The organism is Pseudomonas sp. FG86 (genome assembly GCF_057808775.1).
The window spans coordinates 1-16,730 of sequence record NZ_JBMDIS010000065.1 but is presented as its reverse complement, the minus strand read 5'-3'; the positions used below and the strand labels follow the sequence as shown (position 1 = coordinate 16,730).

The 16,730-nt window shown below is 58.6% G+C and carries 12 protein-coding genes; 8 read left to right on the top strand and 4 right to left on the bottom strand.

The window, feature by feature from the left end:
- Positions 1-21: 21 nt before the first annotated feature.
- The 3 genes from ACODSV_RS27540 to ACODSV_RS27530 form a co-directional block, all read right to left on the bottom strand.
- Complete coding sequence (locus ACODSV_RS27540; RefSeq protein WP_150055799.1) at positions 22-2,289, bottom strand: autotransporter outer membrane beta-barrel domain-containing protein; 2,268 nt, start codon at positions 2,287-2,289, stop codon at positions 22-24.
- Between the two features lie 208 nt (positions 2,290-2,497).
- Complete coding sequence (locus tag ACODSV_RS27535) at positions 2,498-4,483, bottom strand: hypothetical protein (protein ID WP_150055798.1); 1,986 nt, start codon at positions 4,481-4,483, stop codon at positions 2,498-2,500.
- Positions 4,484-4,634: 151 nt separating this feature from the next.
- Positions 4,635-6,611, bottom strand: a complete 1,977-nt coding sequence (locus ACODSV_RS27530; RefSeq protein ID WP_150055797.1) for a hypothetical protein — start codon at positions 6,609-6,611, stop codon at positions 4,635-4,637.
- Positions 6,612-6,877: 266 nt separating this feature from the next.
- Here ACODSV_RS27530 and ACODSV_RS27525 point away from each other — a divergent pair, with 266 nt between their 5' ends.
- The 5 genes from ACODSV_RS27525 to ACODSV_RS27505 all read left to right on the top strand — a co-directional run bounded on the left by ACODSV_RS27525 (position 6,878) and on the right by ACODSV_RS27505 (position 12,074).
- Positions 6,878-7,924, top strand: coding sequence for a LacI family DNA-binding transcriptional regulator (locus ACODSV_RS27525; protein WP_454843721.1), 1,047 nt, complete (start codon positions 6,878-6,880; stop codon positions 7,922-7,924).
- A gap of 112 nt (positions 7,925-8,036) precedes the next feature.
- Positions 8,037-8,819: a sugar phosphate isomerase/epimerase family protein gene (locus tag ACODSV_RS27520; protein WP_069075848.1), complete on the top strand. Its 783-nt coding sequence runs from the start codon at positions 8,037-8,039 to the stop codon at positions 8,817-8,819.
- Positions 8,812-9,753, top strand: coding sequence for a sugar kinase (locus ACODSV_RS27515; protein WP_150056361.1), 942 nt, complete (start codon positions 8,812-8,814; stop codon positions 9,751-9,753). Before ACODSV_RS27520 ends, ACODSV_RS27515 begins: the two co-directional genes overlap by 8 nt.
- Positions 9,754-9,798: 45 nt before the next feature.
- Positions 9,799-11,094, top strand: coding sequence for an MFS transporter (locus ACODSV_RS27510; RefSeq protein WP_069075849.1), 1,296 nt, complete (start codon positions 9,799-9,801; stop codon positions 11,092-11,094).
- Positions 11,094-12,074 (top strand): 2-hydroxyacid dehydrogenase, encoded by a 981-nt coding sequence (locus ACODSV_RS27505; protein ID WP_150056359.1) that lies wholly within the window; start codon positions 11,094-11,096, stop codon positions 12,072-12,074. The genes ACODSV_RS27510 and ACODSV_RS27505 overlap by 1 nt, the downstream gene beginning before the upstream one ends.
- Positions 12,075-12,347: 273 nt before the next feature.
- Here ACODSV_RS27505 and ACODSV_RS27500 read toward each other — a convergent pair whose 3' ends face one another.
- Positions 12,348-13,973, bottom strand: coding sequence for a methyl-accepting chemotaxis protein (locus tag ACODSV_RS27500; RefSeq protein ID WP_454843724.1), 1,626 nt, complete (start codon positions 13,971-13,973; stop codon positions 12,348-12,350).
- A 232-nt stretch (positions 13,974-14,205) separates the two neighbouring features.
- Between ACODSV_RS27500 and ACODSV_RS27495 the strand changes: the two genes are divergently transcribed.
- Genes ACODSV_RS27495 through ACODSV_RS27485 form a run of 3 tightly spaced genes read left to right on the top strand, consistent with a single transcriptional unit; the run spans position 14,206 to position 16,666 of the window.
- Positions 14,206-15,633 (top strand): nucleobase:cation symporter-2 family protein, encoded by a 1,428-nt coding sequence (locus ACODSV_RS27495; RefSeq protein WP_150056084.1) that lies wholly within the window; start codon positions 14,206-14,208, stop codon positions 15,631-15,633.
- A 12-nt stretch (positions 15,634-15,645) separates the two neighbouring features.
- On the top strand, positions 15,646-16,107 hold the full coding sequence (locus ACODSV_RS27490) for an LEA/WHy family protein (RefSeq protein WP_024075819.1): 462 nt from the start codon (positions 15,646-15,648) through the stop codon (positions 16,105-16,107).
- Positions 16,108-16,114: 7 nt separating this feature from the next.
- Positions 16,115-16,666 carry a GNAT family N-acetyltransferase gene (locus tag ACODSV_RS27485; protein WP_150056085.1) on the top strand — a complete coding sequence of 184 codons (552 nt, stop codon included), beginning with the start codon at positions 16,115-16,117 and terminating at the stop codon, positions 16,664-16,666.
- Positions 16,667-16,730: the final 64 nt, after the last annotated feature.

The following is a 16,730-nucleotide window of genomic DNA, read 5'->3' as shown; positions in this document are numbered from 1 at the left end:
TTTTGGATACATACGTATGAGTTACCAGCTATAACGCACGCCCACGTTAGCACCCCATGGTTGATCGACATGTTTACCTTTGCTGTGCTCGAAGTCAGCATGCAGCTGCAGGTTTTTCGACAGTGAGACCGCTACACCAGCACCGAACTCAGCACGAGAACCTGAGACGTCATTGTTGAACACATGGCCGTTGACCGATGCTTTATTGTCTTTCGCAAACTCATGCGCTACCGCTGTACGCAGGTAAGGCTGAACGATGCTGCCGTCATCCATTATAAAATCGCGACCTACCGTTACCCCCAGCTTACCGAGTGCCGAATGGGTGTTCTGGCCTTTGGCTTGCAGGCCATTGTCCAACCCGTAGTTCTTACCCTTGACCACAATAGTGGATGCCTGAGCAAACGGTTCGACAAAGAAATCATTCTCCAGCTTGATGTTGCGACCCACTTCTACCGAAGCACCAATGCCGTTGGTGCCGTATTTACCCTTAGCCTTGGCACCATCGCTGAGGCCGACCTTGGACTCATTCTCAAAGCGGTTGGCTTTGATAACACCGTCGAAGTAGTAGCCGCTGTCTGCATCCATCCAAGTGGCATAGCCGCCCACGTAGTAGCTTTTCACCGTGCCGGAAGTACCACGGCTCAGGTCCAGATCGGAGTTGCTATGCCCTGCCATGACCCCAACCAGCCATTGGCTGTCTTCACTCAGGGGTGCATCGGCGCCGAGAGAGAAACCGCGTTGGCTCTGCTTATAACCCACGCCATTAGCGCCCGACACCGAGTACTTGTTGCCGTAGCTACGAATCCAGCCACCACCTTCAGCGCCATGGTGGCGTAACTCGCCCATGCGGCTGCGCAACGAAGTCATCTCGCCATACCATACGGTCGGCGCGGTGTTAAACAACGCCAGCACCGAGCGAGTACCTGGGCTGATAGTCCGTGCGCTGGGGTCGAGGAACCAATCGTTACCATCCTGCTTCAGCCCATAGGACCATGCACCGACATCCACCGCGCCGCCCACCAGCGAAAACTCGGCATCGCCGCCGCCGGTGTGCACGATATGTACGTCACCGGGCGACACAGGCTCCAGGCCGCTGCTCGCCACCAACAAACTGTGCTGACCGGTTGCATCGCCAGATATATTCAGAAAATCATTCAGGCCCTGGGCAAAATCAGCGCCCATGACGAATGTACCGTTACCACTCAGTGTCTCCAGGTTCAACTGATAAAACGCATCCGTTTCGCCAAACTTCACCGTACCGCCCGCGAGATCAAGCGCACCCACCAGGCTGTTACCCGTCAGGTTCCAGAACGAACCATCACCTATGGCAAGGCTATCGACATTCAACAAGCTGCCGGTCAACGATGAGTGGTTTTGCAAGCTCAGATTGGCACTGCTACCGGCCTCGACGAACACATTACCGTTCAAATGGCTGTTGTTGACATTCATGTTGGCAGTTGCGCCACCGGTCACTTCCAGCAGGTTACCGTTGCCGCCGATCAACTGCGAGCCGTTACTCACTTCGATGGTGGCTGTAGGAATGCGCCCGGTCTGGCCGGCGACCAAAATGGCCGCCCCCGTCTTGCCCTCAACGGTCGACTGATCGAGTAGCAATGTGCCGTCATCGGTAATACCTGCCGCACGGGTGAAACGTACACCATTGCGCTCACCCACTAGCATGCTGTTCTGAGCAGAGGCCGAACCGCCGATCAACAGGACACCGGTACTGCCGACAGCCGTCCCTTGTACCAGCGAGTCAAAAAAATGCAGTTCGCTCAATTGAGTGGCTGAGGCACCCGCCTGAGCGCCCTTTATTGTGCTGTTACTAACATGGGCGGTAGAACCGTCAGGTGTAGAACTGTACCGGTTCAGCACTAAACCAACGGATTGGGCGCTCTCCAAATGGCTGCCGGAAATGGTTGAAGTACCATTGGTAAGTTCCATTGCCGAGGCGCCTGGCGCCGTGGACATGACCGTGGAATTCTGGATAACAACCGTGGAACCTTCCTGAGCAACGATACGCTCGATAGTACTCCCACTGTTCACAGTGAGCTGCGCACCCAGGCTCCGAATAGCCGCTGTGGTTGCCCCATTGACGGTCAGGCTGGAGCCATTCTGCAGCGCCCAGTTTTTTACGGTTTCACCGGATTCAATGACCTTCGACTCACCAGGCGCTACCACTCCCTGTTCGGAATGAGCCTGCGCCGCAACACCCAGAAGTAATCCGAACGACGACACTTTGACTGCCGCACTTAAAGGTGAAAGTTTGAAAATATGTTTGATGAACATGCTGTAACACTCGCTCTGACAATATGCCTGACCAAATGGCATGGCTCGTTCCGATGGAGTGGAGCCAGACCTGTAGAGGCCGCGAGGTTATAGTTGGAGGGCGTAACGGTAAGTAGGATAAATCTGAAGATAACAAGAGGACGCCATTCAGCCGACTTATTAGAAAAGGCACCGAAGAAGGTTATCCCTCGATGCCTTGCGTACAGCGCTATGGAGCAGCGTCACTACCGTCGCAGTAGTTGTTGGCGGTCACCATCCTCGCAGGAATGACTGCTGGTACTGACCTAGCAGGCGTTCCGCTCACGTCCAGAGAATATTGCAACCAGACCGAGTTATAGGGCGGCGCCGCGCCGACTACTTTAAGGTGAGGGTCGAAGGGTTGCAGGTGGAAGATGAAGCCGTTGGCTGCGGTGGTTGGATCCAGCGTCACCGAGCTAGTACCCCGTGTTGGCTCGATAGGTTGGTCACCCGCAAGCCCCGTTGAGGCCACATACTCGATCGTTACCACTACTTTATCCGCAAAAAACTCAGCGTTTGGAGGAATTTTCACTTCAATGTATTGGTCGCGTCCCGGCGTGCCTGTTGGTCGCAGAGATGCACAGGTAATCCTTCCCCGTGTGTCCCCGGACCAAGGCAGGGTATTGAGGAACTCAGCCGCATCCATTGTGTGAGTGATCGCACCGTCGACTTCAACGGGCGTACTTTCTGAGAAATTGCTGTTCGTCGATGCAGGATTGCGCACCCCATAAAAAACATCGATCGCTGGACCATTACCCGCGGCGGCAATCGCTGCCTTGTCGACCACGATAGTGATTGGAGTACCTGCGCCCTCGCCAAGAGCAATAGTATGAGTACCTGCTATGTTCAGCCGGCTTCCCCAATACAACGTAATGACATCACCTTCGACCGGTGCTGGAGTAACACTCCAAAGATCGAAGACCGCCAGAATGGCATCTACGTGATCGATGTCAGCGGAATTCAGATAATTCTCTCTAGCAGGGAAAGATGCAGGCCCCTGTATGGTGACCTGATCCAGGTCAGGACTCGGATCACCCGGCAGGGGAGTCACTGGACCCGCTTTGCTCAGGTCGACATCCACCAATGTTTCATCATCCGGACGGTTTTTTGAACCCGTCCTGAGAATGATGTAGCTCAGAGCTGTCTCTATAGGACCTTCCTGCGAGCCATACTCATCAATGATCAGTTGAGGAGGCGCGGTGAATACAAAATCGAAAACGCCGTTCAACGGAGCTGGCGTGGTTTCCTGGCTTCCCCATACCAGAATGTATTGGTCGCTAGGATCCCATGTATAAAGGGGAATCGCCAACTGGACCCCCGCCGTCCAAGCGTCGATATCGACCAGCGTGCTATCCGCAGGACTGACCACCTTGAGAGGTGCCAGTATCAGATTCGCACTGCGTCTCAAACGACGCCCAGTGGGAACTTTCGAGATTTCACTGTAATTGCCGGCCGCATCTCGCAGTCGATAAAACCAGAAGAAAATCCCATCTACAGCAGTGTCGAAGAACGTAATGGGCAAATTGAAATCCGTTCCCCCCGAAGGCATTGGAAAACTGCCCAGCGAGGGCGAGTCATCCGGAGGCAATTCCGATGTGAACCAGACGTCCGACACCGTATCCCCTGCCTCCCAATCCCCATAGGCAGGAATCCCTAACTCGAATCCACTGGGATTCAAGTCCAATGTTTCTTGGGTGATATCTGCGCCTTGAGGCAATGAGGCAGGATAAACGCCCCTAGCAGGTGCCTCACTTTTACCTGGGGACTTATAGGGACCATACAGATCGATCTTCACTCGTTGAGCTTTGGAAAAGTCTGAATAATCCCCACCTGATCCAGGTCTTACCTTGAACCTGAGATCAAACTCACCATGGCCTAATAGATTGATTGAAACCGTGACCTCAACATGCGGACCAGAAGGCTCGGTTGGAAAAAAAATCGGGTCCAATGGCGTCCAGGATGAAACCCCGGCAGGGCTGAATTCAACTTGCATTTCATCCCCTTCGTCGGGAAACCGCCAAATGGGGCATTCCAAAACAAGGCCGCCATCACGATCCAGAAAAGGACGCCAGACCAAACCTTTACCATCCTCTAGCGCCTGGGGAAAATTCGGTGCTTCCAGATTAGGAGTCTCCCAACCACTTACTATCACTTGCTTAGCACTTTTAACGGTCATTTCAGTCTCTCCTTGCCTATGTTAATAGCTTGCGGCGAATGGACTGCTGACAACTTTTTATTAAACAGCAGGCCGCACAGAGTCCCTCTCCGATCAAGCACAGCGGAAGATGATTAATTAACGCTTATGCAACTTTATAACTGACCACTTACTATCGAAGATCAGATTCCGGACCATTACCATTCGGCCCACAATAAATCGGTGGTGTATGGGCAAACAATCGGTCGATCTTCACATAACGAATGCGTGAAGTCCCCACACGCATACCAAGGCGCCATACCGTGAACTCGGCGTAAGCGCCCGCCCCCTCTCCCGTGGGGTTCTTGATCGGCTCAACGTAAGGACGGTAATCCACTACAAAGTCGTGGTAACCGAGGCGCTCATCATTCCCACTCCACGACTGTGAGAACAATCCTTCGGTTTCTTTAATAGGACCGCTGCCTGCAAAACCCGACGTACCCTGCCAATGCATGCGTATTTCATCATTGATCTCAATGGCCGCATGTTTAAAAACACGAACATGCACGCCGTCCCAGAGCGGCGGGAGGGTCTGACAGTTGAGCCAACCAAATGAGTTAGCGTGAACAAACTCAGCTTGAGGAAAGTTTACCGGTGCTGTCACATTGATATTTACTGCCCGATCAGGGGCCAGTTGTTCATTCACACCATTGCTGGTGCGATAACGTACAGGGAACGCTGGATTGTTTGGCGTCTGCTCAACCACCGACCAGGCGATGGGCGAAAAAGTCACCCGCCTGCCAGCGAAATCCGTGGGCTGTACCGTATAAGAAGCAACGGGGTCCTCTCTATCCCCCCAGTAAAGGAACATTTGCTCGCCTGCATGCGGATCATCAAACAGAAGAACCGAAGCCGTGACAGGTTGATCGGCATCCCGGATATCCAAGTGATTCGGCGTATTGCTCCCCTGCCCGCGGATCTCGACTCGTTCAAGGTGTCGGTTATATTCAGCGGGTGCCTGGTCATGATCTTGCCCGGCCACGCGAAAGTCGCAATCCACATGTTGTATTGGCGATAGAACTCCATCGGGCTTGCCAGCACGGTAAATCTCATACTGCACTGGCATTCTGGTCTGCACGTAGCCTTTCTGGATCAATACCGGCCAACTGATTGAGACGATTTTCGGAAATCCCTCAACCGGTTCTCTTGACAGAGGGATACCATTCCAACGAATCACAACCTCATCAGTAGGATCCCAATCAAAATACGCCTCGAATCGCACCGTTACGCCTGCCCGCGCATCCTTGCGATCAATCAAACCGTCGAAATCAAATGCAAGCACCCGCGGCGGCTTCAGGCCACTGGGCGATGGTTTGAGGTTGATATAAACAGGGGTGGGCCCGGAGGCATCGAAGCGTTGGTTACCTGCTCGGTCCCGTAGGGTATACCGTACGATCCGGGGACCGTTCAACAACGTACGGAATTTATCCCCCGGAATAGGTACAACCAAATCGGATACCGCAGAAGGGAACGTGTGCTCATAAGCCGCCTCATAAGGATTGGCCGATTCATCGTTCAATAAAAAAATCAGAACGTCATCGAAGGCTTTTCGATCCAGATATGAAGGAATTTTAAAATCCACCGTCAGGTGATCTGGATCGCTCAAATACTCTTCGGTAATTCCATAGGTGCGGACGTCCGGATCAACAAACTCACCAGGCCCCAGGGGTTGGTTACCCCCTGGCGCTATCCGATCAATGGTGAATGTCGTGGTGTAAGGGCTGTGTTCTATCCCGCCGGGCCCATCAATGTAATAACTAATGTCGTAAGACCCACTGATATTCAGCCAATTGCCCTTAATAAACAGCGATACGGGGAAGTCTTTTTCCTGAGTCAATGGGCCCGGCAGAGGAATCGGAGGAAGCGGATACGGAGACTCGGGTGTATGGGGCTTGATCGAGAAATGAACGTAGTCGACTTCCCCGATATCAGCGGGAAAGGCCCAGATCTGGGTCAATTGGATTTCAATGGGTTCATAAAGATATTTAGTGGGAATCAGCCCGTCAGGGTCATCTTTAAAGGCCTTGACCACAACAGCCTTTTTTAGCTCTGAAACTTGCGCCGTTGCGCTGCGGCTGGAGGGGGGGAAACGGTTGGATGAAAGCGTCATGCGACTCTCCTTATTCAGCCAGCGAACCGATGCATCATTTAGAAAAAACACGTGTTATGGCGGTATCACTACCTCTTGCACGCTCAAATTAAGCGCCACTTCACAAGCCCTGAATACTGTCAGAACTCACAGGTCCTCCTACCGTTTGTCGGCGAGACCGTTCCCATCCCTGTAGTTGACGCTTGACCACTCACCCGAATCTGGTGTTTCCTGAAACCGGTTTCATATCAACCATGACCCACCCCCAATAAGAAAGGCCCGCGACCGTGACCTCTTTTTCCGCCGCTCAACGCAGCCGCGTGACCATGCTCGACGTCGCCCTGCACGCAGGGGTCTCAAAGGCCAGCGTGTCACGCTTCATCGGCGACGACCGCGGCCTGCTCTCCGATGCCATCGCCCTGCGCATCGAGCACGCCATCAATGAACTCGGCTACCGCCCCAACCAGATGGCCCGTGGCTTGAAGCGTGGCCGCACGCGCCTGATCGGCATGCTGGTGGCCGATATCCGCAACCCCTATTCCATTGCCGTGATGCATGGCGTCGAGACCGCCTGCCGCCAGCACGGCTACAGCCTGGTGGTGTGCAATACCGACCGTGATGACGAGCAGGAGCGCCAGCATCTGGCGGCGCTGCGCTCGTACAACATCGAAGGGCTGATCGTGAACACCCTTGGCCATCACCTTGACCAACTGCTGGAACTGCAACGGGAAATGCCCCTGGTGCTGGTGGACCGCAAGGTCGAACCGCTGCACAGCGACCTGGTGGGCCTGGACAACCCGGCGGCGGTACGCATGGCGGTGGAACACCTCGAGCAGCAGGGCTATCGCGATGTGTTGCTGGTGAGCGAAGCCACCGACGGCACCAGTTCGCGGTTGGAACGCCTGGAGAGTTTCAAGGCCGAGATTGCCCGGCGCCCGGCGTTGACCGGCGCGGTATTGGAGCTGGATGGCGCGCTGCAAAAGCACTTGCACACCTTTATAGCCAAGGCCGGCCCCAAGGCGTTGTTCTGCGCCAACGGCATCGCCGCGCTCGCTTGCACCCAAGCGCTCAAGGCATTGGGTTGCCACCTGTTTGAAGACGTCGGCCTGATCGCCCTGGATGACCTGGACTGGTACCCACTGGTGGGCAATGGCATCACGGCCCTCGCCCAGCCGACCCAGGCGATTGGCGCCAGTGCGTTCGACTGCTTGCTCAAGCGCTTGCGCGGCGATACCGAGCCGACACGCACCCTGGACTTCCTGCCCCAACTGATTCTCCGAGGCTCCACAACCCCTTGTAGGAGCGAGCTTGCTCGCGAAAAACGCCAACGATAACGCAGCGATCCTGGTTCAACGCGGCGCGCTCAGGTTTTTCGCGAGCAAGTTCGCTCCGACAGGAAAGTGTTTTTTTCAGAAAAAATGAAACCGGTTTCAGAGGGACACAACAATGCATAAATACCCCGTATCCATCAGCCTTTCCAGCTACGGCGCCGACCTCGTACGCCAGCAGGGCCAACTGAGTTTTGTCGAACTGTTGGCGGCTGCCGGCGCCCAGCGTATCGAGTGGCGTGAGGAGCTGCTGACCCGCGAGCAACCCGTCGAACTGGCCCGGGCCGCCGCCGAGCAGGGCCTCGAATCGGTGTTCTCATCGCCCCTTGAGCTGTGGGTCGCCGGCCGCGCCCAACCGAATGCCGAGCTGAGCGCCACCCTGGACCGTGCCCAGGCCTTTGGCGCGCGCTGGCTCAAAGTCTCCCTGGGTTATTTCACCGACACCAACGACCTGGAAAGCCTGCACGCCCTGCTCAACCGCCATCCGGTCCACCTGCTGGTGGAAAACGACCAGACCCTGCACGGCGGGCGCATCGAGCCGATGCAGCGCTTCTTCACTGAAGTGGAGCGCCTGGGCCTGCCGATCAAGATGACCTTCGATATCGGCAACTGGCACTGGCAGGACCAATCCGCCCTCACCGCCGCGCGCCTGCTGGGCCGGCATGTGGATTACCTGCACTGCAAGGCCGTGGCCCGTCGCCCGGACGGCAAGTTGGTCGCCCTGCCGCCCGGCGCCACCGACCTGCATCTGTGGGAACAACTGCTCAAGCATATGACTCAAGGTATTACCCGTGCCGTGGAATTCCCGCTGCAAGGCGAAGACCTGCTCGACGTCACCGCCCGGCAGGTCGCCACCCTCGCCCTGCTTGGCCAACCCCACGCGGAGAACGCCCATGTCTGAGATCGATATCCTGTCGTTTGGTGAAACCATGGCGATGTTTGTCGCCGAACAGACCGGCGAGCTGGCCGAGGTCGGCCACTTTCACAAACGCATTGCTGGCGCCGACAGCAATGTCGCCATCGGCCTGTCGCGCCTGGGGTTCAACGTTGCCTGGCTGAGCCGGGTGGGCAATGACTCCCTCGGGCGTTTTGTGGTCGACACGTTGAAACAGGAGGGGTTGGATTGCCGCCATGTGGCCGTCGACCCGCTGCACCCCACCGGCTTTCAGCTCAAGTCCCGTGAAGAGGCTGGCGCCGACCCTCAAGTCGAATACTTCCGCAAGGGCTCGGCGGCCAGCCATTTGTCGATCGCCGCCATCAACCCCGTACTGCTACAAGCACGGCACCTGCATGCCACCGGTATTCCGCCGGCCTTGTCCGACGCCACCCGCGAGCTGTCCTTTGAACTGATGACGCAGATGCGCAACGCCGGCCGCAGCGTGTCGTTCGACCCCAACCTGCGCCCCTCGCTGTGGGCCAGCCAGGCGCAGATGATCCGCGAAATCAACGCCCTCGCCGGGTTGGCGGACTGGGTCCTGCCGGGCTTGAGCGAAGGTCGCCTGCTCACCGGTTTCGAGGACCCAGCCGACATCGCCGCGTTCTACCTGGACCAGGGCGCCGAAGCCGTGGCCATCAAGCTCGGCCCGGATGGCGCCTACTACCGCACCCTGATGGACCAGGGCTTTGTCGCCGCCGTCAGTGTCGACAAGGTGGTCGACACCGTGGGGGCCGGTGATGGTTTTGCCGTCGGCATGATCAGTGCCCTGCTGGAAAACCTCAGCTTTCCCGAGGCCGTACAGCGCGGCAATTGGATCGGCAGCCGTGCAGTACAAAGTCGCGGTGACATGGAGGGCCTGCCCAGGCGCGAAGCGTTACCCACCCGATCCGTCGCTTGACCGACTACCTGTTGCCACAACTACAACAAGCTCAGGAGCACCCCCATGGAAACCGTGAAACTCGCCACCCGCCGTTGGTGGTACATCATGCCCATCGTCTTTATCACCTACAGCCTGGCGTACCTGGACCGCGCCAACTACGGTTTCGCCGCCGCCTCCGGGATGGCCGAGGACCTGATGATCACCCCCGGCATGTCGTCGTTGCTGGGGGCACTGTTTTTCCTCGGTTACTTTTTCTTCCAGGTGCCGGGGGCGATCTATGCGCAGAAGCGCAGCGTCAAGAAACTGATCTTTGTCAGCCTGATCCTCTGGGGCGGCCTGGCCACCCTGACCGGCGTGGTGTCCAACGCCTATATGCTGATCGCGATCCGCTTCATGCTCGGCGTGGTCGAAGCGGCGGTGATGCCCGCCATGCTGGTGTACCTGTGCCACTGGTTCACCCGTGCCGAACGTTCGCGGGCCAACACCTTCCTGATCCTCGGCAACCCGGTGACCATGCTGTGGATGTCGGTGGTGTCGGGTTACCTGGTGCAGCATTTCAGCTGGCGCTGGATGTTCATCATCGAAGGCTTGCCGGCGGTGCTGTGGGCGTTTATCTGGTGGAAACTGGCGGATGAAAGGCCTGCGGACGCCCAGTGGCTGAGCGAACAGCATAAAAAAGACCTGGAAATTGCGTTGGCCGCCGAACAGGTGGGCATCAAGGCCGTGAAGAATTACGCCGAGGCGTTCCGCTCACCCAAGGTGATCATCCTCGCGCTGCAGTTCTTCTGCTGGAGCATCGGCGTGTATGGCTTTGTGCTGTGGCTGCCGTCGATCCTCAAGGCGGGCTTGAAAATGGACATGGTCGAGGCCGGCTGGCTGTCAGCCCTGCCTTACCTGGCGGCGGTGATCGGCATGCTGGCGGTGTCCTGGGGCTCGGACAAACTGCAAAAACGTAAACGCTTTGTGTGGCCACCGTTGCTGATCGCCTCGATCGCCTTCTACGCGTCCTACGTGCTGGGTGCCGAACACTTCTGGTGGTCCTACACCCTGCTGGTCATCGCCGGTGCGTGCATGTATGCGCCCTATGGCCCGTTCTTCGCCATCGTCCCGGAAATCCTCCCCGCCAACGTCGCCGGTGGCGCCATGGCCCTGATCAACAGCATGGGCGCGCTCGGTTCGTTCGGCGGTTCGTACCTGGTGGGTTACCTCAATAGCAGCACCGGCTCGCCCGGCGCTTCATACCTGCTGATGAGCGGCGCGTTGATGCTCTCGGTGGTGCTGACGATTTTCCTCAAGCCTGGCGCCAGCGACCGCGTGCGCGCGCCTTTGCATACCCTCGAATTGAAGGCCAAGACCTGATGAAAAAATCCATCGTGCTGTACAAAAAACTCTCTGCCCCGCTGATGGCCCGCCTGCATGAGCAGGCCGAGGTCACCTTGATCGAGGCGCTGGATGACAGCGGCCTGGCCAAACTGCGCGATGCCCTCCCCGGCGCCCACGGTTTGCTCGGTGCGAGCCTGCGCCTGGATGCCAAGCTGCTGGACCTGGCGCCCAACCTGGAGGCGGTGGCCAGTGTCTCAGTGGGGGTCGACAACTACGATATCGATTACCTGACCCAGCGCGGCGTCCTGCTCAGCAACACGCCCGACGTGCTCACCGAAACCACCGCTGACACTGGGTTCGCGCTGATCCTGGCGACCGCCCGGCGCGTGGTCGAGTTGGCCGACATGGTGCGTGCCGGCCAATGGAACAAAAACATCGGCCCGGCGCACTTCGGCAGCGATGTGCATGGCAAGACCCTGGGCATCATCGGTATGGGCCGCATTGGCGAAGCCCTGGCCCAGCGCGGGCATTTCGGCTTTGGCATGTCGGTGATCTACCACAGCCACTCGCCCAAGCCCTTGGTGGAAGAACGGTTCGGCGCGCAGTACCGCAGCCTGGACGACTTGCTGCGACAAGCGGACTTCGTCTGCCTGACACTGCCGTTGACCGCTGAAACGGAGCAGTTGATCGGCGCCCAGGAATTCGCACTGATGGGCCCGGAGACGATCTTTATCAATATCTCCCGCGGCAAGGTGGTGGATGAAGCCGCGCTGGTCGAGGCCTTGCAGCAGCGCACGATTCGCGCGGCGGGGCTGGATGTGTTCGAGCGCGAACCGCTGCCTCACGACTCGCCGTTGCTGCGCTTGAACAACGTAGTGGCAACGCCGCATATCGGCTCTGCGACCCATGAGACGCGCGAAGCGATGGCCCAGTGTGCGGTGGATAATCTGTTGGCGGCGCTGGCGGGCCAGAAGCCGAAAAACCTGGTGAACCCAGGGGCCTGGAAGCAATCGTAGGAGGCAGCGCCGCCCCCGTGGCGAGCGGGCTTGCCCCGCGTTGGGCTGCGAAGCAGCCCCAATAACAACGCTGCAGTGTGCCAGGCCGCTCCGGGGCTGTGTTTTGGGGCTGCTGCGCAGCCCAACGCGGGGCAAGCCCGCTCGCCACAGTTAAAGTGTTTCGCCTTAACTGACTGGCATGAAGGGTGGCAGATCAGTCAGTAGATGAGTTGACTGCCCCGCCGCCATCGGGAGCAAGCTCCCTCCCACATTTGGATGGCATTGCAAAGTGGGTCAGATAACGAACCTGGCGACCATCCCATTCAAATCCACCGCCAGGCGCGACAGCTCATGGCTGGCCGCGCTGGTCTGGTTGGCCCCCGCCGCCGACTGAGTCGCCAGGTCGCGGATGTTCACCAGGTTGCGGTCCACTTCGCGAGACACCTGGGCCTGTTCTTCCGAGGCGCTGGCGATCACCAGGTTGCGTTCGTTGATCAGGCTGATGGATTGGGTGATCTGCTCCAGCGCCACACCGGCAGCCCGGGCCATTTCCAAAGTGTCCTGGGTGCGCTGGTTGCTTTGCTGCATGGATTGCACGGCTTCGCCGGTGCCGTTCTGGATGCCGGCGACCATTTTCTCGATCTCCTGGGTCGACTGCGCGGTGCGATGGGCCAGGGCCCGCACCTCGTCGGCCACCACCGCGAAACCACGCCCGGCTTCACCGGCACGGGCGGCCTCGATCGCCGCGTTGAGCGCCAGCAGGTTGGTCTGCTCGGCAATGGCGCGGATCACATCCAGTACCTTGCCGATGTCACGGCCCTGGGTCGCCAGGCCTTCGATCATCGCTGCGGTGTTTTGTACGTCCTGGGTCATGGTCTGGATCGCGCCGACGGTTTCCACCACCCGGTCGCGGCCTTCGCGTGCGGCCTGGTTGGACTGGTTGGAAGCCTCGGAGGTGGACACCGCATTGCGCGCCACTTCCTCGACCGCAGCGGTCATTTCGTTGACGGCGGTGGCCGCCTGGTCGATTTCGTTGTTCTGTTGTTGCAGGCCTTTGGAGGCTTCCTCGGTCACGGCGCTCAGTTCTTCGGCGGCGGACGCCAACTGCGTGGCCGAGCCGGCAATATGCTGGATGGTCTGGCGCAGGTTGGCTTGCATGCGCGACAGGGCACTGATCAGGCGTGCCGGCTCGTCCTTGCCAGCGTCTTCAATGACTTTGGTCAGGTTGCCACCGGCGATGGTCTCGGCCACTTCCACGGCCTTGCGCAGCGGCGTAACAATGCTGCGAGTCAGCAACCAGGCCAGCAGCACCGTCATCAACGCAGCCACCACCGACACGATCACGATCCCGCTGACGGCTTGCTGATAGCTACCTTCGGCGTTACGGGCGGCCTGGTCGGCGCCGGCGCTATTGATTGCGATCAGCTTGTTCAACTGCTCACCCATCTGGTCCGTGCCGTCCTTGATGCGGGTGTTGATGAGCGTGCGCATTTCCTCGACTTTGTTCTGCTGGGACAACGACAACATCTCGGCCTGGGCAGTAAGGTAGTTGTCGAGAGTCGTGGCGAAGGTTTTATACAGGGCGGCCTCCTCCGGACCGGCAGGCGTTGATGCATAAGCCTTCTGAGCCACCTTGACCTTGTCCACCAGCACGCCCACGCGCGTCTTGGCCTCTTCAAGGGCCGCGGGTTCGCGGTTGATCAGGATCCGGAAGGACAAGATGCGCAGGCGCAACACGTTCTCGGTCAGATTGCCAAGGTACTTCACACTGGGCAGTTGGTTGGCCGACATGTCCAACGATGCCTGGCGGATGGTCGCCATGCGGTTGACCGCGAACACCCCGAGAATAATGACAAGTAGCGCAATGAACGCAAAACCGAGAAAAGCGCGGGGGGCAATGTTCAGATTACGAAGGGACATAGGGGTACTCTCGAGAAGTAGTGTGGGCGAGCGTCCTTGCCGCGACACGGTCCGTCAGCGTCAACGCGCGACCTGGACCTCTGGCGCCACTGTTCTAATTGGAGTGTGGGCCTATCCAGGCTATCGGCAGGTTTGAGAAATTAATTGAAAAAATCCGAAATATTTTTTCACACTTCTGACAACCGGCTGTTTCTGGCATCCTGCGCCTCCCTTTTCGACCCGAGCCTGTATTTTGTCTGACGCTCAAGCCCCCCGCCCGCGCTATAAATCCGACCTGATCTACGGCCTGGAAGACCGCCCGCACTTCACCGCCGCGATCTTTGCCGCGTTGCAGCATGTACTGGCCAGTTTTGTCGGCATCATCACCCCCACCCTAATCGTCGGCGGTGTGCTGGGCCTGGAAAGCGAAGTGCCGTACCTGGTCAGCATGGCGTTGTTCGTCTCGGGCCTGGGCACCTTTGTGCAGGCGCGCAAGTTTGGCCCGATTGGTTCAGGGCTGCTGTGCCTGCAGGGCACCAGCTTTTCCTTTATCAGCGTGATCCTCAGTGCAGGGTTCATGGTCAAGGCCCGGGGCGGCGGCACCGATGAGATCCTCTCGACGATCTTTGGCATCTGTTTTTTCGCAGCATTTATTGAAGTGGTGCTCAGCCAGTTCATCGGCAAGCTGCGCAAGCTGATCACCCCGGTGGTGACCGGCACCATCATTACCTTGATGGGCCTGTCACTGATCAAGGTGGCAGTCACCGACATGGCGGGTGGTTTTGGCGCCAGCGACCTGGGCGCGGCAAGCAACATGGGCTTGGCGGCGCTGGTGCTGCTGACCATCGTGGTACTCAACCGCTTCAATAATCCGTTCCTGCGCCTGGGCTCGATCGTGATCGGCCTGACCCTGGGCTTCGTGGTGGCCTGGTGGCTGGGCCGCGTCGACTTGGCAGCCCTGCCCCAGGTGCCGCTGATCAGCGTGCCGGTGCCGTTCAAGTACGGTTTCTCATTCGACTGGGTGGCGTTTATCCCGGTGGCGGTGATCTTCCTGATTTCGCCCCTGGAAGCCGCCGGCGACCTGACAGCCAACTCGATGATCTCCCAGCAGCCGGTCAAGGGCCCGCTGTATATCAAGCGTATCAAGTCCGGTCTGTTGGCCGACGGTCTCAATTCGGCGATGGCGGCCACCTTCAACAGCCTGCCGATGGTGACCTTCGCCCAGAACAACGGCGTAATCCAGCTCACCGGCGTGGCCAGCCGTTATGTGGCGTACTTCATCGCCGGCCTGCTGGTGCTGCTGGGGCTGTTCCCGATGATCGGCGCGGTGCTGCAACTGATGCCTAAACCGGTGCTCGGTGGCGCGACGCTGATCATGTTCGGCACCGTCGCGGTGGCCGGCATCAAGATCCTCGCCGAAGCCGGGCTGCACCGGCGCAATGTGTTGATCGTGGCGATCTCGCTGGGCATGGGCCTGGGCGTCGCGGCGGTCCCGGAAGTGTTGCGTGACCTGCCCAAGGCACTGCACAACATCTTTGAATCGCCGATCACCGTGGGCGCGTTCTGTGCAATCCTGCTGAACATTTTCCTGCCCGAAGCGTTCATAGAGCTGGAAGAAAATGAATTTGATCCGGAGTCCTCAACCCTCAAAGTAATGCAGGACCCGGACGTCACGCACTAGGAGCACCTTTGTATGCGCAAGCTCATGGTTCTATCGCTACTGCTGCTCACCCTGAGCGCCTGCGCCCTGTTCCCCAACCGCGACCCGGTGACGATCAATGTGGTGGGCATCGAACCGCTGCAAAGCCAGGACCTGGAAGTACGCTTCGCCGTGAAACTGCGGGTACAGAACCCCAATGAAACTCCGATCGACTACAACGGCGTGGCCCTGGACCTGGAGGTCAATGGCCGGCCGCTGGCGTCGGGGGTGAGTGATCAACGCGGATCCATCCCACGTTTTTCCGAGACGGTGCTGATGGTGCCGGTCAGCGTTTCGGCGTTTTCCGTATTGCGCCAGACCCTGGGCCTGAGCCAGACCCAGAGCTTGAACAACCTGCCCTATGTACTGCGCGGCAAGTTAGCGGGCGGGCTGTTCGGCACCATGCGTTTTGTGGACCGTGGCACCCTGGACCTGCCGAATACCGCGACCTGGTAATGACACCATGCAACCGACACTCTTCACCGAACGCCTGATCCTGTGCCCACTGACCCTGGACGATGCCGAAGGGATCCAGCAGCAATTCCCGCATTGGGAGGTCGTGCGTTACCTCAACGCCCTGGTGCCCTGGCCCTACCCGGCCGACGGCGCGCGCACCTATCTGGAACAGAACGCCCTCCCCGCCATGGCCCGTGGCGAGGAATGGCACTGGTCGCTACGCCTGAAAAGCGCGCCTGAACAATTGATCGGCAACATCAGCTTGATGGACGAGCAGGATAACAACCGGGGGTTCTGGCTAGGGCCGCAATGGCAAGGGCAAGGTCTGATGTCCGAGGCCAGCACAGCGGTGACCGACTATTGGTTCGGCGTGCTCAAGCGCCCGTTGCTGCGGGTGCCCAAGGCGGCACCCAACCTGGGCTCGCGGCGTATTTCCGAGCGTACGGGCATGCGTTTGATCCGTACGGATGAAGCTGAGTTTGTGGAAGGTACTTTCCCACGGCATATCTGGGAAATGACCCGCGAGGAATGGCTGAAAACCCAATCGCCCAAACGCTGAGGGCCAAAGGTGGGACGGGGCTCGCCCTTCTGTAGGAGCGAGGGGGACGCCTAGTTCTTGCTCC